23 protein-coding genes are annotated in these 23,075 nt (G+C 61.7%); 16 read left to right on the forward strand and 7 right to left on the reverse strand.

The window, feature by feature from the left end:
• Positions 1–25 precede the first annotated feature (25 nt).
• The 14 genes from ccoN (MHH62_RS16630) (at position 26) to hemN (ending at position 14,210) form a co-directional block, all read left to right on the forward strand.
• Positions 26–1,450, forward strand: a complete 1,425-nt coding sequence (gene ccoN, locus MHH62_RS16630; protein ID WP_003193158.1) for a cytochrome-c oxidase, cbb3-type subunit I — start codon at positions 26–28, stop codon at positions 1,448–1,450.
• A 10-nt stretch (positions 1,451–1,460) separates the two neighbouring features.
• On the forward strand, positions 1,461–2,069 hold the full coding sequence (ccoO, locus tag MHH62_RS16635; protein WP_339231442.1) for a cytochrome-c oxidase, cbb3-type subunit II: 609 nt from the start codon (positions 1,461–1,463) through the stop codon (positions 2,067–2,069).
• 3 nt (positions 2,070–2,072) lie between these two features.
• On the forward strand, positions 2,073–2,273 hold the full coding sequence (locus tag MHH62_RS16640) for a cbb3-type cytochrome c oxidase subunit 3 (RefSeq protein WP_003193161.1): 201 nt from the start codon (positions 2,073–2,075) through the stop codon (positions 2,271–2,273).
• Positions 2,270–3,217, forward strand: a complete 948-nt coding sequence (gene ccoP, locus MHH62_RS16645) for a cytochrome-c oxidase, cbb3-type subunit III (protein WP_014719442.1) — start codon at positions 2,270–2,272, stop codon at positions 3,215–3,217. Before MHH62_RS16640 ends, ccoP (MHH62_RS16645) begins: the two co-directional genes overlap by 4 nt.
• A 417-nt stretch (positions 3,218–3,634) precedes the next feature.
• Entirely contained in the window at positions 3,635–5,077 is a 1,443-nt protein-coding gene (gene ccoN / locus MHH62_RS16650; protein WP_014719443.1) for a cytochrome-c oxidase, cbb3-type subunit I, read from the forward strand.
• Positions 5,077–5,685: a cytochrome-c oxidase, cbb3-type subunit II gene (gene ccoO / locus MHH62_RS16655; protein ID WP_003193167.1), complete on the forward strand. Its 609-nt coding sequence runs from the start codon at positions 5,077–5,079 to the stop codon at positions 5,683–5,685. Before ccoN (MHH62_RS16650) ends, ccoO (MHH62_RS16655) begins: the two co-directional genes overlap by 1 nt.
• A gap of 5 nt (positions 5,686–5,690) precedes the next feature.
• The gene (locus MHH62_RS16660) at positions 5,691–5,876 is read left to right on the forward strand and encodes a CcoQ/FixQ family Cbb3-type cytochrome c oxidase assembly chaperone (protein WP_003193169.1); all 186 of its coding nucleotides are present in this window, start codon (positions 5,691–5,693) and stop codon (positions 5,874–5,876) included.
• Positions 5,873–6,850 carry a cytochrome-c oxidase, cbb3-type subunit III gene (ccoP, locus tag MHH62_RS16665; RefSeq protein ID WP_014719444.1) on the forward strand — a complete coding sequence of 326 codons (978 nt, stop codon included), beginning with the start codon at positions 5,873–5,875 and terminating at the stop codon, positions 6,848–6,850. Before MHH62_RS16660 ends, ccoP (MHH62_RS16665) begins: the two co-directional genes overlap by 4 nt.
• A gap of 429 nt (positions 6,851–7,279) precedes the next feature.
• Positions 7,280–8,683, forward strand: coding sequence for a cytochrome c oxidase accessory protein CcoG (gene ccoG, locus MHH62_RS16670; protein ID WP_019820489.1), 1,404 nt, complete (start codon positions 7,280–7,282; stop codon positions 8,681–8,683).
• A gap of 14 nt (positions 8,684–8,697) precedes the next feature.
• Entirely contained in the window at positions 8,698–9,237 is a 540-nt protein-coding gene (locus MHH62_RS16675; protein ID WP_073452575.1) for a FixH family protein, read from the forward strand.
• Positions 9,238–9,362: 125 nt separating this feature from the next.
• Complete coding sequence (locus tag MHH62_RS16680) at positions 9,363–11,813, forward strand: heavy metal translocating P-type ATPase (protein WP_339231446.1); 2,451 nt, start codon at positions 9,363–9,365, stop codon at positions 11,811–11,813.
• A gap of 22 nt (positions 11,814–11,835) precedes the next feature.
• The gene (gene ccoS / locus MHH62_RS16685; RefSeq protein ID WP_014719448.1) at positions 11,836–12,048 is read left to right on the forward strand and encodes a cbb3-type cytochrome oxidase assembly protein CcoS; all 213 of its coding nucleotides are present in this window, start codon (positions 11,836–11,838) and stop codon (positions 12,046–12,048) included.
• Entirely contained in the window at positions 12,041–12,724 is a 684-nt protein-coding gene (locus MHH62_RS16690; RefSeq protein WP_014719449.1) for a sulfite exporter TauE/SafE family protein, read from the forward strand. The genes ccoS and MHH62_RS16690 overlap by 8 nt, the downstream gene beginning before the upstream one ends.
• Before the next feature lie 103 nt (positions 12,725–12,827).
• Entirely contained in the window at positions 12,828–14,210 is a 1,383-nt protein-coding gene (gene hemN / locus MHH62_RS16695; RefSeq protein ID WP_339231448.1) for an oxygen-independent coproporphyrinogen III oxidase, read from the forward strand.
• Positions 14,211–14,216: 6 nt separating this feature from the next.
• Here the strand turns inward: hemN and MHH62_RS16700 are convergent, their stop codons facing one another.
• Positions 14,217–14,678 (reverse strand): hypothetical protein, encoded by a 462-nt coding sequence (locus MHH62_RS16700; protein WP_014719451.1) that lies wholly within the window; start codon positions 14,676–14,678, stop codon positions 14,217–14,219.
• Between the two features lie 155 nt (positions 14,679–14,833).
• Here MHH62_RS16700 and fnr point away from each other — a divergent pair, with 155 nt between their 5' ends.
• Together fnr and MHH62_RS16710 are read left to right on the forward strand one after the other, a co-directional pair.
• Positions 14,834–15,568 (forward strand): fumarate/nitrate reduction transcriptional regulator Fnr, encoded by a 735-nt coding sequence (gene fnr, locus MHH62_RS16705; RefSeq protein ID WP_005790290.1) that lies wholly within the window; start codon positions 14,834–14,836, stop codon positions 15,566–15,568.
• A gap of 76 nt (positions 15,569–15,644) precedes the next feature.
• Positions 15,645–16,193, forward strand: a complete 549-nt coding sequence (locus tag MHH62_RS16710) for an adenine phosphoribosyltransferase (RefSeq protein ID WP_003193191.1) — start codon at positions 15,645–15,647, stop codon at positions 16,191–16,193.
• 109 nt (positions 16,194–16,302) lie between these two features.
• Here the strand turns inward: MHH62_RS16710 and MHH62_RS16715 are convergent, their stop codons facing one another.
• The 6 genes from MHH62_RS16715 to MHH62_RS16740 form a co-directional block, all read right to left on the reverse strand.
• The gene (locus tag MHH62_RS16715) at positions 16,303–17,451 is read right to left on the reverse strand and encodes an acyl-CoA dehydrogenase family protein (RefSeq protein ID WP_014719452.1); all 1,149 of its coding nucleotides are present in this window, start codon (positions 17,449–17,451) and stop codon (positions 16,303–16,305) included.
• A 211-nt stretch (positions 17,452–17,662) separates the two neighbouring features.
• Positions 17,663–18,265, reverse strand: a complete 603-nt coding sequence (gene recR, locus MHH62_RS16720; protein WP_014719453.1) for a recombination mediator RecR — start codon at positions 18,263–18,265, stop codon at positions 17,663–17,665.
• Between the two features lie 66 nt (positions 18,266–18,331).
• Positions 18,332–19,366, reverse strand: a complete 1,035-nt coding sequence (locus MHH62_RS16725) for an NADP-dependent oxidoreductase (RefSeq protein WP_003193196.1) — start codon at positions 19,364–19,366, stop codon at positions 18,332–18,334.
• A 139-nt stretch (positions 19,367–19,505) separates the two neighbouring features.
• Positions 19,506–19,844 (reverse strand): YbaB/EbfC family nucleoid-associated protein, encoded by a 339-nt coding sequence (locus MHH62_RS16730; protein ID WP_003193199.1) that lies wholly within the window; start codon positions 19,842–19,844, stop codon positions 19,506–19,508.
• 43 nt (positions 19,845–19,887) lie between these two features.
• Entirely contained in the window at positions 19,888–21,969 is a 2,082-nt protein-coding gene (dnaX, locus tag MHH62_RS16735; RefSeq protein ID WP_014719454.1) for a DNA polymerase III subunit gamma/tau, read from the reverse strand.
• A 77-nt stretch (positions 21,970–22,046) separates the two neighbouring features.
• Positions 22,047–22,988 (reverse strand): DMT family transporter, encoded by a 942-nt coding sequence (locus MHH62_RS16740; RefSeq protein ID WP_032874161.1) that lies wholly within the window; start codon positions 22,986–22,988, stop codon positions 22,047–22,049.
• Positions 22,989–23,075 lie beyond the last annotated feature (87 nt).

The following is a 23,075-nucleotide window of genomic DNA, read 5'->3' on the forward strand; positions in this document are numbered from 1 at the left end:
TGGGTTGAACCGTGGATGGGGAACCATGAACACTACTTTAAGTACCGCCTATAACTACAAGGTGGTCCGCCAATTCGCCATTATGACGGTGGTGTGGGGCATCGTCGGCATGGGGCTCGGGGTTTTTCTCGCTGCCCAATTGGTTTGGCCTGCGCTCAACTTCGATTTGCCTTGGACCAGCTTCGGTCGCCTGCGCCCTTTGCACACCAACGCGGTGATCTTCGCGTTCGGTGGCTGTGCGCTGTTCGCCAGCTCCTTTTACTCGGTGCAACGCACCTGCCAGACGCAGCTGTTCGCGCCGAAAGTCGCCGCGTTCTGCTTCTGGGGCTGGCAGCTTGTGATCCTGCTGGCGGCAATCAGCCTGCCACTGGGCTACACCAGCTCCAAGGAATACGCCGAGCTGGAATGGCCGATCGACATCCTGATCACCATCGTCTGGGTCGCCTACGCCATCGTGTTCTTCGGCACGATCATGAAACGCAAGACCAAGCATATCTATGTGGGCAACTGGTTCTTCGGCGCGTTCATCATCACCGTGGCCATCTTGCATATCGTCAATAACCTGGAAATCCCGGTCAGCCTGACCAAGTCCTACTCGCTGTACGGCGGTGCGACGGATGCCATGGTGCAGTGGTGGTATGGGCACAACGCGGTAGGCTTTTTCCTGACTGCGGGCTTTCTGGGGATGATGTACTACTTCGTGCCCAAACAGGCCGAGCGCCCGGTGTATTCCTATCGCTTGTCGATCGTGCACTTCTGGGCGCTGATCACCCTGTACATCTGGGCCGGCCCTCACCACTTGCACTACACCGCCTTGCCGGACTGGGCGCAGTCCCTGGGCATGGTGATGTCACTGGTGCTGCTGGCGCCAAGCTGGGGCGGCATGATCAACGGCATGATGACCCTCTCGGGCGCCTGGCATAAGCTGCGCAGCGACCCGATCCTGCGCTTCCTCGTCGTCTCCCTGGCCTTCTACGGCATGTCGACCTTCGAAGGCCCGATGATGGCGATCAAGACCGTCAACGCCCTCTCCCACTACACCGACTGGACCATCGGCCACGTACACGCCGGGGCGCTGGGCTGGGTGGCGATGATCTCCATCGGCGCGCTGTACCACATGATCCCGAAAATCTTCGGTCGCGAGCAGATGTACAGCCTCGGCCTGATCAACGCGCATTTCTGGCTGGCCACCATCGGCACCGTGCTCTACATCGCGTCGATGTGGGTCAACGGCATCGCCCAGGGCCTGATGTGGCGTGCGGTCAACGAAGACGGCACCCTCACCTACTCCTTCGTCGAAACTCTGGTGGCCAGCCACCCTGGCTTCATCGTGCGTTTGGTGGGCGGTGCGATCTTCCTCAGCGGCATGTTCCTGATGGCTTACAACACATGGCGCACCGTGCGTTCGGCGCAACCTGCCGAAGTCACCGCTGCCGCGCAGATGGCCTGAGGAGTCGATGATGAAACACGAAACGATTGAAAAGAACGTCGGCCTGTTGATGCTGCTGATGGTGCTCGCCGTGAGCATCGGCGGCCTGACCCAGATCGTCCCGCTGTTCTTCCAGGACGTGACCAACAAGCCGGTCGAAGGCATGAAGCCCTACACCGCGCTGCAACTGGAAGGCCGCGACATCTACATCCGCGAAGGCTGCGTACAGTGCCACTCGCAGATGATCCGCCCGTTCCGCGCCGAGACCGAGCGCTACGGCCACTACTCGGTGGCTGGCGAAAGCGTGTGGGACCACCCGTTCCTGTGGGGTTCCAAGCGTACCGGCCCGGACCTGGCCCGCGTCGGCGCACGCTACTCGGACGACTGGCACCGCGCGCACTTGTACAACCCGCGCAACGTGGTGCCGGAGTCGAAAATGCCGGCCTACCCATGGCTGGTCACCGCCGCCGTCGACAGCAGCCACACCGAGACCAAGTTGAAAGTGATGCGCACCCTCGGCGTGCCGTACACCGACCACAACATCAACGGCGCCGTCGCCAGCCTCAAGGGCAAGACCGAGATGGACGCGCTGGTTTCCTACCTGCAAGTGCTCGGCACTGCCATCAAGAGCAAGAGGTGAGCCATGGGATTTGAATTCGATGCGGGCACCATCCGCGGCCTTGGCACGCTGGTGGTCGCCATCGCCTTTATCGGCCTGTCGCTGTGGGTGTTCAACAACCGCCGCAACGCGGAATTCGAGCAGGCGCGCCTGCTGCCGTTTGCCGATGAACCTTCCCCACCCGACGCTCAAGCAGAGCCAGCCACAAGGAGCACTCGGCCATGACTACGTTCTGGAGTACATGGATCTGCGTATTGACCCTGGGCAGCCTCATCGGCCTGACCTGGCTGTTGGTCGGCACTCGCAAGGGCGAGACCAAGGGCAGCGTCGACCAGACCATGGGCCACGCCTTCGACGGTATCGAGGAATACGATAACCCGCTGCCCCAGTGGTGGTTCATGTTGTTCGCCGGCACCCTGGTGTTTGCCGTCGGCTACCTGATCCTCTACCCGGGCCTGGGCAACTGGAAAGGTGTACTGCCGGGCTATGAGGACGGCTGGACCCAGACCAAGGAATGGGACAAGGAAATGGCCAAGGCCGACGCCAGGTTCGGGCCGATCTTCGCCAAGTTCGCGGCCATGCCGGTAGAAGAAGTGGCCAAGGACCCGCAAGCATTGAAGATGGGCGGTCGCCTGTTCGCCTCCAACTGCGCGGTATGCCACGGCTCGGACGCCAAGGGCGCCTATGGCTTCCCCAACCTGGCGGACAGCAACTGGCGCTGGGGCGGTTCGGCCGAGGCCATCAAGGCCACCATCCTGAACGGTCGCCATGCGGCGATGCCGGCCTGGGGTGAAGTGCTGGGCGAGGACGGGGTGAAAAACGTCGCCGCTTACGTGCGCCACGACCTGGCCAAGTTGCCGTTGCCCGCCGACAACACCGCCGACCTGGCAGCCGGCCAAGCCGCCTTCAGCACCACCTGCGTGGCGTGTCATGGTCCGCAAGGTCACGGCGTGGAAGCCATGGGCGCGCCCAACCTGACCGAGCCTGCCGGGTTTATCTACGGCACCAGCCTGGCACAGTTGCAGCAGACCATCCGCCATGGTCGCCAGGGCCAGATGCCGGCCCAGGACGTGCTGCAAGGCAATGACAAAGTGCACCTGCTGGCGGCTTACGTGTACAGCCTGTCCCATAACGCTGATGGTGCAACGCCAGATAGCCAACCGCAGTAAAAGCCTTATCTGTGGCGAGGGAGCTTGCTCCCGCTGGAGTGCGAAGCGCTCCCACGATTTTGGGGCCGCTGCGCAGCCCAACGGGAGCAAGCTCCCTCGCCACAGACATAAGTCGCGACCAAGTGTCGCACCCCGTCCAAACCCAACTTTCCCCTCCTCCTATTCGGGTCTACGCTTGTTCCCACAGTGGAGCAATTCTGGCGTAGGCGACGGTATTCGTTGCGCCCCCTAAAATTCCTGTCCACTTGATCAGCTTTCTATTTCGGTCTTTATCCTTACACCAAACATGGAAAGGGCGCAGAATCTGGCGTGGAACGCATTGATACAGGTCAGCCATTGCGTTGCAATGGCCCCTCGGTTTCTACATACTTGCGGCCGATTTTACCTATAAAAAAACCTAAACCGTGGAACCTTAGAATGAGCACAGCAATCAGTCCGACTGCTTATAACTATAAGGTAGTCCGCCAGTTCGCCATCATGACGGTGGTCTGGGGGATCCTTGGCATGGGGCTCGGGGTGTTCATCGCCTCGCAACTGGTTTGGCCGCAATTGAATTTCGACCTGCCCTGGACGACCTTCGGCCGCCTGCGCCCGCTGCACACCAACCTGGTGATCTTCGCCTTCGGCGGATGTGCACTGTTTGCCACCTCCTACTATGTCGTGCAGCGCACCTGCCAGACGCGACTGATTTCCGATGGTCTTGCCGCCTTCACCTTCTGGGGCTGGCAGGCGGTCATCGTCGGCGCCATCATCAGCCTGCCCCTGGGCTACACCACCACCAAGGAATACGCTGAGCTGGAATGGCCGATCGCCATTTTGCTTGCCATTGTGTGGGTGACCTACGGCCTGGTGTTCTTTGGCACCATCGTCAAGCGCAAGACCAAGCACATCTACGTAGGCAACTGGTTCTACGGGGCCTTTATCGTGGTCACTGCGATGCTGCACATCGTCAACCACGCCTCCCTGCCGGTGAACCTGTTCAAGTCCTATTCGGCCTATTCCGGCGCAACGGACGCGATGATCCAGTGGTGGTACGGCCACAACGCCGTAGGCTTCTTCCTCACCACCGGTTTCCTGGGGATGATGTACTACTTCGTGCCCAAGCAGGCCGAGCGTCCGATCTACTCTTATCGCCTGTCCATCGTGCACTTCTGGGCGCTGATCACCCTGTACATCTGGGCCGGCCCTCACCACTTGCACTACACCGCCTTGCCGGATTGGGCACAGTCCCTGGGCATGGCGATGTCGATCATCCTGCTGGCGCCAAGCTGGGGCGGCATGATCAACGGCATGATGACCCTCTCGGGCGCCTGGCATAAGCTGCGCACCGACCCGATCCTGCGGTTTTTGGTGGTGTCCCTGGCGTTCTACGGCATGTCGACCTTCGAAGGGCCGATGATGGCAATCAAGACCGTCAACTCGCTGTCCCACTACACCGACTGGACCATCGGCCACGTACATGCCGGCGCTCTGGGCTGGGTAGCGATGATCTCCATCGGCGCGCTGTACCACATGATCCCCAAACTGTTCGGCCGCGTGCAGATGCACAGCGTCGGGCTGATCAACGCGCACTTCTGGCTGGCCACTATCGGCACCGTGCTCTACATCGCCTCGATGTGGGTCAACGGCATCACCCAGGGCCTGATGTGGCGTGCGATCAACGATGACGGCACCCTCACCTATTCCTTCGTCGAAGCGCTGCAAGCCAGCCACCCGGGCTTTATCGTACGTGCCCTGGGCGGTGCGTTCTTTGCCAGTGGCATGCTGTTGATGGCCTACAACGTCTGGCGCACCGTGCGTGCCAGCGACCCTGTAGAAGCCGAAGCCGCCGCCAAGATCGCCGTTGTGGGAGCTCACTGATGAAGCATGAAGTCGTCGAGAAGAACATCGGCCTGCTGGCCTTCTTCATGGTCATCGCCGTGAGCATTGGCGGCCTGACCCAAATCGTCCCACTGTTTTTCCAGGACGTGACCAACAAGCCGGTCGAAGGTATGAAGCCGCGCACCGCCCTTGAACTGGAAGGCCGCGACGTCTACATCGCCAACGGTTGCGTGGGCTGCCACTCGCAGATGATCCGCCCCTTCCGCGCCGAAACCGAACGCTACGGCCACTACTCGGTCGCCGGTGAAAGCGTGTGGGACCACCCGTTCCTGTGGGGTTCCAAGCGCACCGGCCCGGACCTGGCCCGTGTGGGCGGGCGTTACTCCGATGACTGGCAGCGTGCGCACCTGTACAACCCGCGCAACGTCGTGCCTGAGTCGAAAATGCCGGCGTACCCGTTCCTCGTGGAAAACAAGCTCGACGGCAAGGACACCGCGAAGAAGATGGAAGTCTTGCGCACCCTGGGCGTGCCCTACACCGACGAAGACATCGCCGGTGCGGCCGCCGCCGTGAAGGGCAAGACCGAAATGGACGCATTGGTGGCCTACCTGCAAGGCCTTGGCACCATCATCAAAAGCAAACGGTGACCTACATGGATATCGGGATGATTCGTGGCCTGGGCACCGTTGTGGTGATGGTGGCCTTTATCGGCCTGGCGTTGTGGGTGTTCAGCCCACGGCGCAAGTCGGAGTTTGACGACGCGACCATGCTGCCCTTCGCAGATGACCCCGAAGCCATCAAGCACGTCGAGCAAGCTTCTAGGAGTAACAAAGAATGACTACGTTCTGGAGTCTGTACGTCACAGTCCTCAGTCTGGGTACCATCTTCGCCCTGACCTGGCTGCTGCTGTCGACCCGCAAGGGCCAGCGCACCGAGCAGACGGACGAGACCGTCGGCCACTCGTTCGACGGCATCGAGGAGTACGACAACCCGCTGCCCAAGTGGTGGTTCATGCTGTTTGTCGGCACCATCGTCTTCGCCCTTGGTTACCTGGTGCTCTACCCTGGCCTCGGCAACTGGAAGGGCCTGCTGCCAGGCTACAACTACCTCGACAACGACAAGCAAACCCCGTTCGCCAACGGCCAGACCGGCTGGACCGGCGTGCACGAGTGGGAAAAGGAAATGGCCAGGTCGGAGGCCAAGTTCGGGCCGATCTTCGCCAAATTCGCGTCGATGCCGATTGAAGAAGTCGCCAAGGACCCGCAAGCCTTGAAGATGGGCGGCCGCCTGTTCGCCTCCAACTGCTCGGTGTGCCACGGCTCCGACGCCAAAGGCGCCTACGGCTTCCCCAACCTGACCGACGCCGACTGGCGCTGGGGCGGTGAACCCAACACCATCAAGGAAACCATCATGAAGGGCCGCCACGCGGTGATGCCGGGCTGGGCCGAAGTCATCGGTGAGCAAGGCGTGGCTGACGTAGCAGGCTTTGTGGTGACCCAACTCGATGGCCGCAAACTGCCGGAAGGCGCCAAGGCCGATGTGGCCAACGGTGAGAAACTCTTCGCCGCCAACTGCGTGGCCTGCCACGGCCCGGCTGGTAAAGGCACCCCAGCCATGGGCGCGCCCGACCTGACGCATCCGGGTGCGTTCATCTACGGTTCAAGCTTCGCGCAACTGCAGCAGACCATCCGTTATGGCCGCCAGGGCCAGATGCCGGCGCAGGAGCAGTTGCAGGGCAATGACAAAGTGCACTTGCTTGCGGCGTATGTGTATAGCTTGTCTCATGGGGATAAGAAGGCTGAGGAGCAGTAAAGTTAGCTGAGCACGCCATGGCCTCGCCACTGAGAGAGCGGCGGGGTCATTTCTTGAAAAGCTTAGATCCGGGGTGGGAGCTGGCGTGCCTGCGAAAGCGCTCTGTCCGTCACAAATAGGCTGACCGGCCCATCGCTTTCGCAGGCAAGCCAGCTCCCACATTTGTCCTCCTGCACATTCAAGACCGGGCCTGTTGACGGGATGGCCTTGAGACCTGCCGCGTCACCACAACCACAAAAACCGTCCATACTTGCCAAGTCAATTGATCCAGGTCACGTACACCATCAATTGATTTCCCCCAACGCGACCAAAGGTCGCACCCTTTGCGCACCATCGGGGGCGTATCATTAGGCCACTGCAACACCCTTAATTTGACCCCGGCTGGCACGTACTGGCCGAGGCAAATCTCCACCGCCGTGGGATGCAATGATGAGCGACCAGATACCGGTACATGACGTTACCCCGCCTGCCAAAACCGTCGACCTCTACGCTTCGCGTGAGAAGATTTACACCCGCGCCTTCACTGGCTTGTTCCGCAATCTGCGCATGGTCGGCGGTGCCGCTCTGTTTCTGCTGTACTTCGGCACCGTGTGGCTGAACTGGGGCGGTCACCAGGCGGTATGGTGGAACCTGCCGGAGCGTAAATTCTTTATTTTTGGTGCAACGTTCTGGCCTCAGGATTTCATCCTGCTGTCGGGCATTCTCATTGTCGCGGCCTTTGGCCTGTTCTTTATCACCGTATACGCCGGGCGCGTGTGGTGCGGCTATACCTGCCCGCAAAGCGTGTGGACATGGATCTTCATGTGGTGCGAAAAGGTCACCGAAGGCGACCGCAACCAGCGCATCAAGCTCGACAAGGCGCCCATGAGCGCCAACAAATTCCTGCGCAAATTCAGCAAGCACAGCCTGTGGCTGCTGATCGGCTTTGCCACCGGCCTCACTTTTGTCGGCTACTTTTCACCGATCCGTGAACTGGTATTCGATTTCTTCACCGGCCAGGCCGATGGCTGGTCGTATTTCTGGGTGGGTTTCTTCACCCTCGCCACCTACGGCAACGCCGGCTGGCTGCGTGAGCAGGTGTGCATCTACATGTGCCCCTATGCGCGCTTCCAGAGCGTGATGTTCGACAAAGACACCTTGATCGTGTCCTATGACCCCCGCCGTGGCGAAGTGCGTGGCCCACGTAAAAAGGGTACCGACTACAAGGCCCAGGGCCTGGGCGACTGCATCGACTGCACGATGTGCGTGCAGGTGTGCCCTACCGGTATCGATATCCGCGACGGGCTGCAAATCGAGTGCATCGGTTGCGCCGCCTGTATTGATGCCTGCGACAACATCATGGACAAGATGGAGTACCCACGCGGCCTGATCAGCTACACCACCGAACACAACCTGTCGGGGCAGAAAACCCATAAGCTGCGCCCGCGCCTGATCGGTTACGCCCTGGTGTTGCTGGCGATGATCAGCCTGTTGGTGGCGGCCTTCTTCATGCGCTCGCTGGTGGGTTTCGACGTCAGCAAGGACCGCGTGCTGTACCGTGAAAACGCCGAAGGACGCATCGAAAACGTCTACAGCCTGAAGATCATGAACAAAGACCAGCGCGACCACACCTACGTGCTCGACGCCGCTGGCCTGCCAGACCTCAAGCTGCAAGGCCGACGTGAGATCAAAGTGGCCGCCGGCGATATCGTCAGCATGCCGGTGGAGTTGTCGAGTGCGCCGGAGCAGTTGCCGTCGAGCACCAACGAGGTGACCTTCATCCTCAAGGACGCCGATGACACCAGCGTCCATATTGAAGCCAAGAGCCGATTCATCGGCCCACAAGTTCGTTAACAGGGAACACACGCATGCCTGCAACTACTGCCGCCAGCCCTTGGTACAAACACCTCTGGCCCTGGATCATCATCGCGATTCTGGCCTGCTCAGTGACCCTGACCTTGTCCATGGTGACCATCGCAGTGAACAACCCGGACAACCTGGTCAACGACAACTACTACGAGGCCGGCAAAGGCATCAACCGTTCCCTGGACCGCGAGCGCCTGGCCCAGACCCTGCAACTGCGCGGCAAGCTGCACCTGGACGAACTGACCGGCGAGGTCGAGCTGCAACTGACTGGCTACAGCAATCCAAATACTCTGGAGCTGAACCTGATCTCCCCGACCCAGCCAGAGAAGGATCGCAAGATCAACCTCACCCGCAGCGACAGCGAGCCCGGTCGCTACATCGGCCAGGTCACCGACAAGGTCGAAGGTCGCCGTTTCGTGGAACTGCTTGGCGTGGAGGGCGGCAACACCTGGCGCCTGTTCGAAGAAGAAGAGGTCAGCCACGACAAGGACTTGCTGCTGGGTGACGAACCGTTGCAGGGCGCCGAGGACCTGAGGAAGTAGACGATGATCGTTCCCACGCTCTGCGTGGTAACGCCTTGCTGGACGCTCTGCGTCTGCTTTGTGACGCAGAACGTCACAGGCAACATTCCCACGCAAAGCGTGGGAACGATCTACGGAACTGAGCAATGACCCAACCCACCCCCTGCTACCACTGCGCCCTACCCGTCCCCTCCGGCAGTCGGTTCACCGCCCAGATCCTCGGCGAACGCCGTGAACTCTGCTGCCCGGGCTGCCAGGCCGTGGCCGAGGCGATAGTGGCCGGCGGGCTGGAAAGCTATTACCAACACCGCAGCGAAGCCTCGGCCAACCCCGAGGCGCTGCCCGTGCAGTTGGTGGACGAGCTGGCGCTGTACGACCGCGCCGATGTGCAAAAACCCTTTGTACGCCATCAGGGCGACCTGGCCGAAACCACCCTGCTGATGGAAGGCATCAGTTGCGCCGCCTGCGGCTGGTTGATCGAGAAACACCTGCGCAGCCTGCCTGCCGTGGCCGAAGCGCGACTGAACCTGTCCAACCACCGCCTGCACGTGCGCTGGGCCGATGGGCAATTGCCGTTGAGCCAACTGCTCAGCGAGCTGCGCCATATCGGTTACGCCGCCCATCCTTATCAGGCCGACCGCGCAGCCGAACAATTGGCCAGCGAGAATCGACTGGCCCTGCGACAACTGGGAGTCGCCGGCTTGCTGTGGTTCCAGGCCATGATGGCAACCATGGCCACTTGGCCGGAATTCAATATCGACCTGAGCCCGGAATTGCACGTCATCCTGCGCTGGGTTGCGATGTTTCTGACAACGCCCATCGTGTTCTACAGCTGCGCGGCCTTCTTCAAAGGCGCCCTGCGTGACTTGCGCACACGCCACCTGACCATGGACGTCTCGGTGTCCCTGGCGATTGGCGGCGCGTACCTGGCCGGCATCTGGACCGCGATCACTGGCGTAGGCGAGTTGTATTTCGATGCCGTGGGCATGTTTGCCCTGTTCCTGCTGGCCGGGCGCTACCTTGAGCGCCGCGCCCGGGAGCGCACTGCCGCAGCCACCGCCCAACTGGTCAACCTGTTGCCCGCCTCCTGCCTGCGCCTCAAAGACGATGGCCAGAGCGAGCGCATCCTGCTTAGCGAATTGGCGCTGGGTGATCGCGTGCTGGTACACCCCGGCTCCGTACTGCCGGCGGATGGCGTGATTCTCGACGGCCAATCCAGCATCGATGAATCCCTGCTGACCGGCGAGTACCTGCCGCAACCTCGGCGCACGGGCGACAACGTCACGGCCGGCACGCTGAATGTCGAAGGCGCGCTGACCGTTCAGGTGCGCGCCCTGGGGCATGACACGCGCTTGTCCGCCATCGTGCGCCTACTGGAGCGCGCCCAGGCCGAGAAGCCGCGCCTGGCGCAGATCGCCGACCGCGCTGCACAGTGGTTCCTGTTGTGCTCGCTGATCGCCGCTGCGCTGATCGGCCTGCTGTGGTGGGAGCTGGACCCGTCGCGGGCGTTCTGGATTGTGCTGGCGATGCTGGTGGCGACCTGTCCGTGCGCTCTGTCCCTGGCCACGCCCACCGCGCTCACCGCCGCCACCGGCACCTTGCACAGTCTCGGGTTGCTGCTGACCCGCGGCCATGTGCTTGAGGGCCTGAACCAGGTTGATACGGTGATTTTCGACAAGACCGGCACCCTCACCGAAGGGCGCCTGGCGTTGCGCGCCATTCGGCCCTTGAGTGCGCTGGACGGCGACCAGTGCCTGGGCCTTGCCGCCGCCCTGGAGAACCGTTCCGAACACCCGATTGCCCGTGCCTTCGGCCGTGCGCCGCTGGCCGCCGATGAAGTGCTGAGCACCCCAGGCCTGGGCCTGGAAGGTCGTGTGGGCGAACGTTTGTTGCGCATCGGCCAGCCGGGTTTTGTCTGTGAACTCAGTGGCTGTGCGATTCCCGCCTCACCGGACGAAGCCGGGCAATGGCTGCTGCTGGGCGACCGCAGCGGGGCGCTGGCCTGGTTCGTACTGGATGACCGCCTGCGCAGCGACGCACCCGCCTTGCTGGCCGCATGCAAGGCGCGGGGCTGGCGCACGCTGTTGCTCTCCGGCGACAGTTCGCCGATGGTGGCCAGTGTCGCCTCTGAGCTGGGTATCGACGAAGCCCACGGCAGCCTGCGCCCTGACGACAAGCTGAAGGTACTGCAAAACCTGCACAAAGAAGGTCGCAAAGTGCTGATGCTGGGCGATGGAGTCAATGATGTGCCGGTGCTGGCCGCCGCTGATATCAGCGTGGCGATGGGCTCGGCCACGGACCTGGCGAAAACCAGCGCCGATGCGGTGCTGTTGTCCAACCGCCTGGATGCGCTGGTGCAGGCCTTCAGCCTGGCGCGGCGCACTCGCCGAGTGATCATCGAGAACCTGTTGTGGGCCGGGTTGTACAATGGGCTTATGCTGCCGTTTGCGGCCCTGGGTTGGATCACTCCGATCTGGGCGGCGATCGGCATGTCCCTCAGTTCGTTGACCGTGGTGCTCAACGCGTTGCGCCTCACTCGCCTGCCGAGCGCGCAAGCCTCGGGCACCGCCCCAGTAACCCGCTCGCTGCCGGCCTGAGCCGCGTGGGCATGGAGTACAGATGCCAGCTCTCTATGTAATGATTCCGGCGGCACTGCTGTTAGTGGGCGTGGCCATCTACATTTTCTTCTGGGCCGTGGACAGCGGCCAGTACGAAGACCTCGATGGCCCGGCCCACAGCGTGCTGTTCGACGACCAGGACCCGAACCACCTGGCCGCCATCGATGAAGCCAACAACCCTGAGCAAGCGCCCAAAGAGCCGCCCCATGCTTGAGCTGGCGCCCTTGCTGGTCTCGGCGCTGATCCTAGGCCTGCTTGGCGGCGGCCATTGCCTGGGCATGTGCGGCGGACTGATGGGCGCGCTGACCCTGGCGATCCCCAAGGAACAGCGCAGCCGCCGTTTTCGCCTGCTGCTGGCATACAACCTGGGGCGCATCCTCAGCTATGCCACCGCCGGTTTATTGATCGGCCTGGCCGGTTGGGCGGTGGCCAACAGCCCCGCGGCGATGTTCATGCGAGTGCTTGCCGGGCTGCTGCTGATCTGCATGGGCCTGTACCTGGCCGGCTGGTGGAGCGGCCTCACCCGTATCGAAAGCCTGGGACGCGGCCTGTGGCGGCATCTGCAGCCGGTGGCCAACCGTTTGCTGCCGGTGTCCAGCCTGCCCCGTGCCTTGCTGCTAGGCGCGCTGTGGGGCTGGTTGCCGTGCGGGCTCGTCTACAGCACCCTGCTATGGGCGGCGAGCCAGGGCAATGCACTGGACAGCGCCTTGCTGATGCTGGCGTTCGGGCTGGGCACCTGGCCGGTGCTACTGGCCACCGGGCTGGCCGCCGAACGGGTGACGGCGTTATTGCGCAAGCGCAGCGTGCGGGTGACCGGTGGGGTGCTGGTGATGATCTTCGGCCTCTGGACCTTGCCCGGCCCCCATCAGCACTGGCTAATGGGGCATTAGCAGGCCCTGTGGCATAGCGCCGCTCCCCGTTGATGCAAATCAAGATGCCTGCACCGCCCTGCCCCTAGACTCGGCCCACTAGCCAATCCGGGGGACCGCCCGCATGCTCGACGCCATTCGTTGGGACACAGATCTGATTCACCGCTACGACTCGGCGGGACCGCGCTACACGTCCTACCCCACCGCCGTACAATTTGACAGCCAGGTCGGCACCTTCGACCTGCTCCACGCCCTGCGTGACAGCCGCAAGGCCGTAAGGCCACTGTCGCTGTATGTGCATGTGCCGTTCTGCGCCAACATTTGTTACTACTGCGCCTGCAACAAGGTGATCACCAAGGACCGTGGCCGCGCCCAGGCCTACCTGCAGCGCCTGGAGCAGGAAATCCAGCTGGTGGCCTGCCACCTCGACCCGCAGCAGCCCGTGGAGCAACTGCATTTGGGCGGCGGTACGCCCACGTTTCTCAGCCACGATGAACTGCGCCAGGTGATGAAATGCCTGCGCCAGCATTTCAATTTGCTGGATGACGATTCGGGCGACTACGGCATCGAAATCGACCCACGCGAAGCCGACTGGGCCACCATGGGCCTGCTACGCGAACTGGGCTTTAACCGCGTGAGCATCGGCCTGCAAGACCTCGACCCCGAGGTGCAACGGGCGGTCAACCGCCTGCAAAGCCTGGAAGAAACCCGCGCCGTGATCGATGCAGCGCGCACCTTGCAATTTCGCTCGATCAATATCGACCTGATCTACGGCCTGCCCAAGCAGTCGCCGTTGAACTTTGCGCGCACCGTGGAAGAAGTCATCCGCTTACAGCCTGACCGCCTGTCCGTGTTCAACTACGCGCACCTGCCGGAACGCTTCATGCCCCAACGGCGGATCAACACTGACGAGCTGCCCTCACCAGCGGAAAAACTGCTGATGCTGCAAACCACCATCGAACAACTGACCCAGGCCGGTTGCCGCTACATCGGCATGGACCACTTTGCCCTGCCGGACGACGAATTGGCCGTCGCCCAGGAAGAAGGCAAGCTGCAGCGCAACTTCCAGGGTTACACCACCCACGGGCACTGCGACTTGATTGGGCTGGGGGTGTCAGCGATCAGTCAGATCGGCGACCTGTATTGCCAGAACAGCAGTGATCTGAACCAGTACCAGAATGCCTTGGCGGGTGCGCAATTGGCGACCAGCCGCGGCCTGGTCTGCACTACGGACGACCGGTTGCGACGGGCTGTAATCCAGCAGTTGATCTGCAATTTCAGCCTGGCATTCGAAGGGATCGAACAGGCGTACAACATCGATTTTCGCGGCTATTTTGCCGAGGTATGGCCGCAGCTGGAAACGATGGCCGCCGACGGCCTGATCGCGTTGGACGCCCAGGGCATTCGTGTGCTCCCGGCCGGGCGCTTGCTGGTGCGTTCAGTGTGCATGGTGTTCGATGCCTACCTGGAGCACCAGAACAGGCAACGATTTTCGCGGGTCATCTAGACGTACTTACTTCATGGCCAGGCTGGCAGCCTTGACTGCATCACCGGCACTCATGTCTTTCATCGCCTTGGTCAGGGACGCCTGGGCGCTGGTCAAGCTGGCTTGCAGTGCGCTCAACGCTGACTGCAGCCCGGAGAGTCGGGCACGGGCCTGTTCTGGGCTGAGATTTCTGTCGGCCATTACCGCAGCCATCTCGGCTTGTTTCTCGGCAATCTGCTTTTTGATCTCACGAATCATCTTGAGCAGATTCTTGACGTTGTCCGCCAGGCCGCTGTCGTCGATGTCACTGTTTGTGGCTTTTTCCGCCGCAGCAGCTTTCATCGCGGCGCCAGAGATGGTCACAGAAACGGCAGGCTTGGCTTCGTCGGTCGTCGGGATCGCGGCAACATCCGGTTCGGCAGCTTTCTTGGGTTCGGGCAGTGCCTGGATCTGAGTGCGCGAAGCGAGTTGAGCAGTGAGGGCTAACATGGTCTGAGCCGCCGTATTTGTAGTCGATAGCAGGACTATCGGCGGTTTTAGCCAAATCTTTATATACCGGTCGGTTTTTTGTACACGCTGGCCTCCGTGCCCCCCAGTGCGTTACCCTTACGTCTTATGTGTGTTTTCCCACAAGGATTTAAGAAATGTCCGAGCCAGTCAAACTGCGCGCTCACAGCCAGGCCCATTGCAAGGATTGCAGCCTGGCTCCCCTCTGCCTGCCACTTTCATTGAATCTGGAAGACATGGATGCGCTGGACGACATCGTCAAACGCGGCCGCCCGCTGAAAAAAGGCGAGTTTCTGTTTCGCCAGGGCGACAAGTTTGATTCCGTCTATGCAGTACGCTCTGGCGCGTTGAAGACCTTCAGCCTCAGCGACGGCGGCGAAGAGCAAATCACCGGTTTCCACCTGCCAAGCGAGTTGGTCGGGCTGTCGGGGATGGACACCGAGATTCACCCGGTGTCGGCCCAGGCCCTGGAAACCACCTCGGTGTGCGAAATCCCATTCGAGCGCCTGGATGAACTGGCCCTGCAACTGCCGCAATTGCGCCGCCAATTGATGCGCGTGATGAGCCGCGAGATTCGTGACGACCAGCAAATGATGCTGCTGCTGTCGAAGAAAACCGCCGATGAGCGCATTGCCACCTTCCTGGTCAACCTGTCGGCGCGCTTTCGCGCCCGTGGGTTCTCGGCCAACCAGTTCCGCCTGAGCATGTCGCGCAATGAGATCGGTAATTACCTGGGCCTGGCGGTTGAGACCGTGTCCCGCGTGTTTACTCGTTTCCAGCAGAACCAGTTGATCGCCGCCGAGGGCAAAGAGGTGCATATCCTCGACCCGATCCAGCTGTGTGCATTGGCTGGCGGTTCCCTGGAGGTCTGATCCAGGCTGCGGCCGCGCCAATCGGCGAGGCCGCAGGTATACTTCGAGTCCGTTTTCCGCTCTGGACTCCTCGACGATGACTTTTGATTCGTTCGACATCAAATCCCTGATTCGCCCCGTCATCGACTTCCCCAAGCCTGGGGTGATCTTCCGTGACATCACGCCGCTGTTCCAATCGCCCCGCGCCCTGCGCCTGGTGGCCGACAGCTTTGCCCAACGCTATGTCGAAGCCGACTTCACCCATATCGGTGCGATGGATGCCCGTGGCTTCCTGATCGGCTCGATCATCGCCTACCAGCTCAACAAGCCGCTCATCCTGTTTCGCAAGCAAGGCAAGCTGCCGGCGGACGTGCTGGCCGAGGGTTACCAGACCGAGTACGGCGAAGCCTTCCTGGAAGTGCACGCCGACAGCCTGTGCGAAGGCGATTCGGTGCTGATGTTCGATGACCTGATCGCCACCGGCGGCACCCTGATTGCTGCAGCGAACCTGGTGCGGCGCATGGGGGCAAAGATTTTTGAGGCTGCGGCGATTATTGATTTGCCAGAGCTGGGTGGCTCGCAGCGCTTGGCAGACATGGGGATTCCGACGTTTTGCCTGACGCAATTTGGGCTGACCGAGAGATAAGGGTCGGCAGTACTGCCGTCATCGCGGGCAAGCCCGGCTCCCACCTTGGAATGCATTCCCCTGTGGGAGCTGGGCTTGCCCGCGATGAGGCCCGAAAGAACACCCCGGTTTACAACCCCATCTGTTTACTGATGATTTCATTCATCACTTCACGCGTCCCGCCACCAATCGACAGAATCCGGTTATCGCGATAAAGCCGTTCCACCAGGCTGCCACGCATATACCCCTGCCCCCCCAATATTTGCACCGCGTCATACGTCACCCGATCAGCGGTATCGGTGGCCAGGTTCTTGGCCATGGAAATCTCTTTGATCACACTCTTGCCAGCGGCCATCTTCGCGGCCTGACGATAGGTGAACTCGCGGGAAACCTCCACGGCGGTAGCCATTTCCGCCAGGCGATGCTTGAGCACCTGGAATTTGCCGATGGGTTTGCCGAATGCTTCGCGCTGGGCGGCCCACTGGAGGCTTTCCTCCAAGGCCAGTTGCGCGGTCATGTTGGCCATGAGGGCCAAGGCCAGGCGCTCGCTCTGGAAGTTGCCCATGATGCAGGCAAAGCCCATGTTCTCGACACCGATGAGATTGCCCACAGGCACGCGGCAATCGTCGAAGAACAACTCGGCGGTGTCCGACGCCCACCAGCCCATCTTCTTCAGCGGCTGGCCGACGGTGAAACCCGGGATGCCCTTTTCGATCAGCAGCAGGCTGATACCGCCAAAGCCCGGCCCACCTGTGCGCACGGCCACGGTGTAGAAATCAGCGCGAATGCCGCTGGTGATAAAGGTCTTGGCGCCGCTCACGCGGTAATGCTCGCCTTCACGTACGGCGCGGGTTTGCAGGTTGGCTACATCCGAGCCGCCGCTGGGCTCGGTGACCGCCAGGGCGATGATCTTCTCGCCGGCGAGCACCAGAGGCGCTATGCGCTCACGCACGTCGGGCCGGGCCCATTTGACGATGGGCGGCAGGCCAATATCCAGGGAGCCGAGCCCGGCCACCACGCCACCGGAGCCGCAGCGCATCAGCTCTTCGCTGGCGGCGACCTTGGCGAACAGATCGCCTTCGTGGCTGCCACCCAGCGCCTCGGGGTAGCCGATGCCCAGAACGCCCGCCGCACCGGCCTTGAGGTAAAGCTCGCGGGGAAAACTTTCCGCTTCCTCCCATTGCTCGATGCCGGGCAACATCTCGCGTTCGACGAAGCGGCGCACGCTGTCGCGGACCAATTGGTGGCTGGGATCGAAGTATTCCTGAAAGGCAGACATCGGCAAGCTCCATGGCGGGATGGAGCGAACTTACCAAGCGCTTGCTTGGTTATCAAGCCGAATACATTTTTTACCGTCACACAAAACCAATGTGGGAGCCGGGCTTGCCCGCGATGCAGACGCCTCGGTTTTTCAGGTACACCGTGGTGATGCTATCGCAGCGATGCGGCGACCCGACAAGCCAGCTCCCACATTGGGACTGCAGTAGGTTTTAAAGCGCGATGGGTTTGCGGCCTGCGAACGAGTGCGCCAGGGTGCCGCCGTCCACCAATTCCAACTCGCCACCCAACGGTACGCCATGGGCGATCCGTGAAGTAATCAAACCTTTATTGGTCAGCAACTGAGCGATGTAGTGCGCCGTGGCTTCACCTTCCACCGTCGGGTTGGTCGCCAGGATCACTTCAGTAAAGGTGCCCTGCTCTTCGATTCGCGCCACCAGTTGTGGAATACCGATGGCTTCCGGCCCCAGGCCATCGAGCGGCGACAGGTGGCCCTTGAGCACGAAGTAACGCCCGCGGTAACCGGTCTGCTCCACGGCGTACACATCCATCGGCCCTTCCACCACGCACAGCAACGTGTCGTCGCGACGCGGGTCGGCGCATTGCGGGCAGAGTTCTTCTTCGGTAAGGGTGCGGCACTGGCGGCAATGGCCCACACCTTCCATGGCCTGGCTCAGGGCCTGGGCCAGGCGAGTGCCGCCGCTGCGATCACGCTCCAGCAGTTGCAGCGCCATGCGCTGGGCAGTTTTCTGGCCGACGCCGGGCAAAGTGCGCAAGGCGTCGATCAGTTGGCGAATCAGGGGGCTGAAGCTCATGGGCGAAGGGTCCGACAAAACAACGAGACGCGGTTTATACCCGCGCCCCGGATTAGCGTCAAATACTCAATCCTGCGCGACGCGCACCACCAACTTGCCGAAGTTGCGCCCTTCGAGCAGGCCGATAAAGGCTTCGGGCGCCTGCTCCAGGCCATCGACCACGTCCTCGCGGAACTTGATCTTGCCCTCGCGCACCCAAGGCGCCATAGCGCTGAGGAACTCCGGCTGGCGGTCGCCATAGTCGTCGAACACAATAAAGCCCTGGATCCGCACCCGCTTGGTCAGCAAGGTGCGTTGCAGCGCCGGCAAACGGTCAGGGCCGCTGGGCGCTTCATGGGCGTTATAGCCGGCGATCAACCCGCACAGCGGCACGCGCGCCTTGGGGTTGAGCAAAGGCAGCACAGCATCGAAGACTTTACCGCCGACGTTTTCAAAGTAGATGTCCACGCCTTTGAAGCAGGCCAGGGCCAGTTCATGGGCAAAGTCTTCGCTCTTGTGGTCGATACAGGCGTCAAAGCCCAACTCATCCACCACATAGCGGCATTTGTCCGCGCCACCGGCGATGCCCACCACGCGCAAGCCCTTGAGCTTGGCCACCTGGCCCACCACCGACCCCACCGCGCCCGACGCAGCCGCCACCACCAGGGTTTCCCCGGCCTTGGGCTGGCCGATATCCATCAGGCCCATATAGGCCGTCATGCCCGGCATACCCAGTACGCCCAGGGCCATCGACGGACTCGGCAGACCCTTGGGCAGCGGGATCAGGTTATGGCCTTCGCAAATGCAGTGGCTTTGCCAGCCAGTGGCGCCGACCACCAGGTCGCCCACTTCGAATTTCGGGTTGCGCGATTGCTCGACACGGCTGACAGCCCCACCGGTCATCACTTCACCGATTTCCACGGGTGCGGCATAGGACGGCGCGTCACTCATGCGTCCACGCATGTAGGGGTCCAAAGACAGGTACAGGGTCTTGAGCAGCACCTGGCCGTCTGCCAGGTCCGGCAGGCTGACACGTTCCAGGCGAAAGTTTTCCGGCGTGGGGGCGCCTTGAGGGCGTGAGACCAGAACGATGCGTTGGTTGAGCGTCATTTCTTGAGGCATCAGCGGGGCTCCTTTATCGGTGAGTGGTTTCAACGGTATAGGGTGCAGACCATCGGTGAAGGCTTGGGGTTCGATGTTTCGACCGGCGAAAAAAATGCCAGGCACGATGCCTGGCATTTGAGTCTAGCTAAAGCGTGTATCAGAACGGCAGTTTCATGCCCGGTGGCAGTTGCATGCCAGCGGTCACGCCGGACATTTTGTCCTGGCTGTTGGCTTCGATCTTGCGCACAGCGTCGTTGACGGCTGCGGCGAACAGCGCTTCGAGCATTTCCAGGTCATCTTCACCCACGCCCGGCAATACGCTTGGGTCGATGCTGACACGCTTGATGTCGTGACGACCGGTCATCACCACGCTGACCATATCGCCACCGGCTTTACCGGTGACTTCGGCGTTGGCCAGCTCTTCCTGCATCTTGGCCATTTTTTCCTGCATCTGCTGCGCCTGCTTCATCAGGCCGGCCATGCCACCTTTCATCATGGGAATCACCTCAAAAGTACGTGGATCAATGAATAGCCCGGTGTCATGACGCTTGGGGCACCGGGGCTTCGACAGGTTCAATAGTATCGTGGCGGACGACCGCACCGAACTGTTGCATCATTTGTTGGATAAGCGGATCTGCGTGGATCGAATCCTCAGCCTCGCGCTGGCGGTTAAGGCGCCGACGGGTCGCGGCCTGGGCCGGCGTTTCCTGCTCGGGCTTGATCAGCTCGATGGCAATGGTCAGCGTGCGCCCATGGTACTGGTTGAGCGCATCGTTGAGCCGGCGCTGCTGGGTGGCGTTGAACAAGGCGCTATGGGCCGGGTCCAGGTGCAGCAGCCAGTGGTCGCCTTCGATGGAAATCAGGGTGCAGTTGGCGGCGATACTGCCGGTCATGCCGGAGATCGGCAATTTCGGAAACAATTCCAGCCATTGCAGGGCCAGACCGGTAGCCGGGGCCGCGGCAGGTTCTGCCTCGGGCTCGGGCGCCGGTTCCGCGGTGTGCTCGCTGGCCAGTTCGTCCAGGTAGCTGTAGGCCGAATCCATGTCCGGCTCGATGTAGTCTTCGTCCAGCGGCGGTTCGTCATCCAGGTCAATGCCCGGCGTGGCCGCGTCGACCTGGGCGACCGTCGGTTCAGGAACGGGCGCCGATACCCACTCAGGGGCATCCGGCACCACGCTGTCCGGAGTCGGCGTAGGCATCGGCGTCAGCTCGGGTTGCTCGCCGGTGGTTTCCAGCACGGGCTCCACGGCGGGCTGTTGCTCGGGCTCTACTTGCGCTTCGACCGGGTCATTCCAGGGCAAGTCGACCACGGGTTCGGGCTCGGGCTCAATGACCGGCTCGGGCTCGACCACCGGTGCGACGGCAACCGGCGCAGGTTCAGGCTCAGGTGCCGGCGCAACCGGCTCAGGCACAGCAACCGCAGGCGCTGCAACTACTGGCGCGACAACGGCCGCCCCAGCCACGGGTTTGGCGGAATCAACTGTGGCCTGGCTGATCCCCACTGGCTTTAGCGGCTGTCTCGGTGCGTCTGCCGAATCTGCCGGCCGGAACGCCAGCATGCGCAGCAGCACCATTTCAAAGCCACCCCGCGGGTCGGGTGCCAGGGGCAAGTCGCGGCGACCGATCAGGCCCATCTGGTAGTAGAACTGCACGTCTTCGGCCGGCAAGGCCTGGGCCAGGGCCAATACGCGATCACGGTCGCCATGACCGTTGTCCACGCCTTCCGGCAGGGCCTGGGCGATGGCGACGCGGTGCAATACGTTGAGGATTTCCGAAAGCACGCCATTCCAATCCGGGCCTTGCTCCGACAGGTGGCGCACCGCTTCGAGCAACGCCTTGGCGTCACCCTCGATCAGCGCGTGCAGCACGTCGAACACCTGGCCGTGGTCCAGGGTACCGAGCATGGCGCGCACGTCGGCGGCCATGACCTTGCCTTCACCAAACGCGATGGCCTGGTCGGTGAGGCTCATGGCATCGCGCATCGAACCATCGGCGGCACGGCCCAGCAACCACAGCGCGTCGTCTTCGAACGGTACGTTCTCGACGCCCAGCACGTGGGTCAAATGCTCGACCACACGCTCGGGGGTCATGTTTTTCAGGGAGAACTGCAGGCACCGCGACAAAATCGTTGCCGGAAGTTTCTGCGGGTCGGTGGTGGCCAGGATGAATTTGACGTAGGGCGGCGGCTCTTCCAGGGTTTTCAACAAGGCGTTGAAGGAGTGGCTGGACAGCATGTGCACTTCGTCGATCAGGTAGACCTTGAAGCGGCCACGGCTCGGCGCGTACTGCACGTTGTCCAGCAGTTCGCGGGTGTCTTCGACCTTGGTACGACTCGCGGCGTCGATCTCGATCAGGTCGACGAAACGCCCTTCGTCGATCTCACGGCACACCGAACAGGTGCCACAAGGCGTCGAGGTAATACCGGTTTCACAATTCAGGCATTTGGCGATGATGCGCGCAATCGTGGTCTTGCCCACCCCGCGCGTACCGGTGAACAGGTAGGCGTGGTGCAGCCGTTGGCTGTCCAAGGCATTGATCAGAGCCTTGAGCACATGGGTCTGGCCGACCATTTCGCGGAACGAGCGCGGGCGCCATTTACGTGCAAGAACCTGATAACTCATCGAAAACCGTCGCAACTGGGAAGCAGAAGCCGGTAATGCTAGCGGAGCAAGGGGGAAATTGCATCCGGCACGCTCGTCTAATCTGACGAAGCTTGTTCGATTGGCCTCCCAGAGGGCACCTGAGGACGTTTTGCTGGCACCTTGGAGCGCCAACGCCCTTCCAGACTGATAGCGGCGACGCTGGCCAGCACGACCACTGCGCCCAGCATCACCTGCAGGGTGACGTGCTCGCCAAGCAGCGTGGCGGCCATCAGCATGGCAACCGGTGGAATCAGGTACATCGCCACCGACGCACGACTGACCTCGACGTGCTTCAACACGTAACCCCAGGCCAGATAGGCCAAGGCACTGGGAAAAATACCCAGCACCAGCACGGCGAGATTCTCCCCCATCGGTGCCTGCACGATGGCGGCGGGCAGTCCCGGCAGGTTCACGCACAGCATCAGCGTGCCGGACCACACCATGTAGCACGCCATCGTCAACGGGCTGTAGCGATGGGCGTAATGTCGCTGGATGGCGAAGTACACACTCCATGAGCAGGCCGCCAACAAGATCAGCAAACCCCGTGGGTTGAGATCGCCCATGCCCTGGTCGCCCCAGATCACCACCAGTACGCCAGCCAACCCCAACAGTACGCAACCCCAGCGCCAGGCGCTGACCTGCTCTTTCAAGCAGAAAAACGCGATCAACACACTGAACAACGGCGCCGACTGTGCCAACACACTCGACGCTGCCGCCGTCACCCATTGCTGCCCATGATTGAGACTAGTGTGGTGCAGGAACACCCCGAAAAAGCCCAGCACCAACAACCACGGCAGGTCGCGCAATGGTGGCCGTCCAATTCCCACCCCCCAGGCCACGCAGCCCATGAATACCGACGCGATCAAAAACCGCAGCAGCGCCAATTGGCCGGGGCTATAACTGTGCAACCCCATGTGTACGCCGATGGGCGAATACGCCCAGCAGAGGATGACGCTGGCAATGACTAGCGTAAGCTTCAGAGGTGACGGAGTATTCATCGACAGCATCCACGCAAAAGGAATGCTGCCAGTCTTGGCCCAGGCCAGGCATAGGACAATTAAGCGTTTCTGACTTCTGAAATCATT

Origin of the sequence: Pseudomonas sp. FSL L8-0168 (genome assembly GCF_037976155.1) — a bacterium.
In the GTDB taxonomy this organism is placed as follows: domain Bacteria; phylum Pseudomonadota; class Gammaproteobacteria; order Pseudomonadales; family Pseudomonadaceae; genus Aquipseudomonas; species Aquipseudomonas paracarnis.

Excerpts from the sequence above, each read along its gene's own strand:
- ccoN (WP_003193158.1), top strand. The coding sequence starts at position 26 with ATGAACACTACTTTAAGTACCGCCTATAACTACAAGGTGGTCCGCCAA.
- ccoO (WP_339231442.1), top strand. The coding sequence starts at position 1,461 with ATGAAACACGAAACGATTGAAAAGAACGTCGGCCTGTTGATGCTGCTG.
- MHH62_RS16640 (WP_003193161.1), top strand. The coding sequence starts at position 2,073 with ATGGGATTTGAATTCGATGCGGGCACCATCCGCGGCCTTGGCACGCTG.
- ccoP (WP_014719442.1), top strand. The coding sequence starts at position 2,270 with ATGACTACGTTCTGGAGTACATGGATCTGCGTATTGACCCTGGGCAGC.
- ccoN (WP_014719443.1), top strand. The coding sequence starts at position 3,635 with ATGAGCACAGCAATCAGTCCGACTGCTTATAACTATAAGGTAGTCCGC.
- ccoO (WP_003193167.1), top strand. The coding sequence starts at position 5,077 with ATGAAGCATGAAGTCGTCGAGAAGAACATCGGCCTGCTGGCCTTCTTC.
- MHH62_RS16660 (WP_003193169.1), top strand. The coding sequence starts at position 5,691 with ATGGATATCGGGATGATTCGTGGCCTGGGCACCGTTGTGGTGATGGTG.
- ccoP (WP_014719444.1), top strand. The coding sequence starts at position 5,873 with ATGACTACGTTCTGGAGTCTGTACGTCACAGTCCTCAGTCTGGGTACC.
- ccoG (WP_019820489.1), top strand. The coding sequence starts at position 7,280 with ATGAGCGACCAGATACCGGTACATGACGTTACCCCGCCTGCCAAAACC.
- MHH62_RS16675 (WP_073452575.1), top strand. The coding sequence starts at position 8,698 with ATGCCTGCAACTACTGCCGCCAGCCCTTGGTACAAACACCTCTGGCCC.
- MHH62_RS16680 (WP_339231446.1), top strand. The coding sequence starts at position 9,363 with ATGACCCAACCCACCCCCTGCTACCACTGCGCCCTACCCGTCCCCTCC.
- ccoS (WP_014719448.1), top strand. The coding sequence starts at position 11,836 with ATGCCAGCTCTCTATGTAATGATTCCGGCGGCACTGCTGTTAGTGGGC.
- MHH62_RS16690 (WP_014719449.1), top strand. The coding sequence starts at position 12,041 with ATGCTTGAGCTGGCGCCCTTGCTGGTCTCGGCGCTGATCCTAGGCCTG.
- hemN (WP_339231448.1), top strand. The coding sequence starts at position 12,828 with ATGCTCGACGCCATTCGTTGGGACACAGATCTGATTCACCGCTACGAC.
- MHH62_RS16700 (WP_014719451.1), bottom strand. The coding sequence starts at position 14,678 with ATGTTAGCCCTCACTGCTCAACTCGCTTCGCGCACTCAGATCCAGGCA.
- fnr (WP_005790290.1), top strand. The coding sequence starts at position 14,834 with ATGTCCGAGCCAGTCAAACTGCGCGCTCACAGCCAGGCCCATTGCAAG.
- MHH62_RS16710 (WP_003193191.1), top strand. The coding sequence starts at position 15,645 with ATGACTTTTGATTCGTTCGACATCAAATCCCTGATTCGCCCCGTCATC.
- MHH62_RS16715 (WP_014719452.1), bottom strand. The coding sequence starts at position 17,451 with ATGTCTGCCTTTCAGGAATACTTCGATCCCAGCCACCAATTGGTCCGC.
- recR (WP_014719453.1), bottom strand. The coding sequence starts at position 18,265 with ATGAGCTTCAGCCCCCTGATTCGCCAACTGATCGACGCCTTGCGCACT.
- MHH62_RS16725 (WP_003193196.1), bottom strand. The coding sequence starts at position 19,366 with ATGCCTCAAGAAATGACGCTCAACCAACGCATCGTTCTGGTCTCACGC.
- MHH62_RS16730 (WP_003193199.1), bottom strand. The coding sequence starts at position 19,844 with ATGATGAAAGGTGGCATGGCCGGCCTGATGAAGCAGGCGCAGCAGATG.
- dnaX (WP_014719454.1), bottom strand. The coding sequence starts at position 21,969 with ATGAGTTATCAGGTTCTTGCACGTAAATGGCGCCCGCGCTCGTTCCGC.
- MHH62_RS16740 (WP_032874161.1), bottom strand. The coding sequence starts at position 22,988 with ATGAATACTCCGTCACCTCTGAAGCTTACGCTAGTCATTGCCAGCGTC.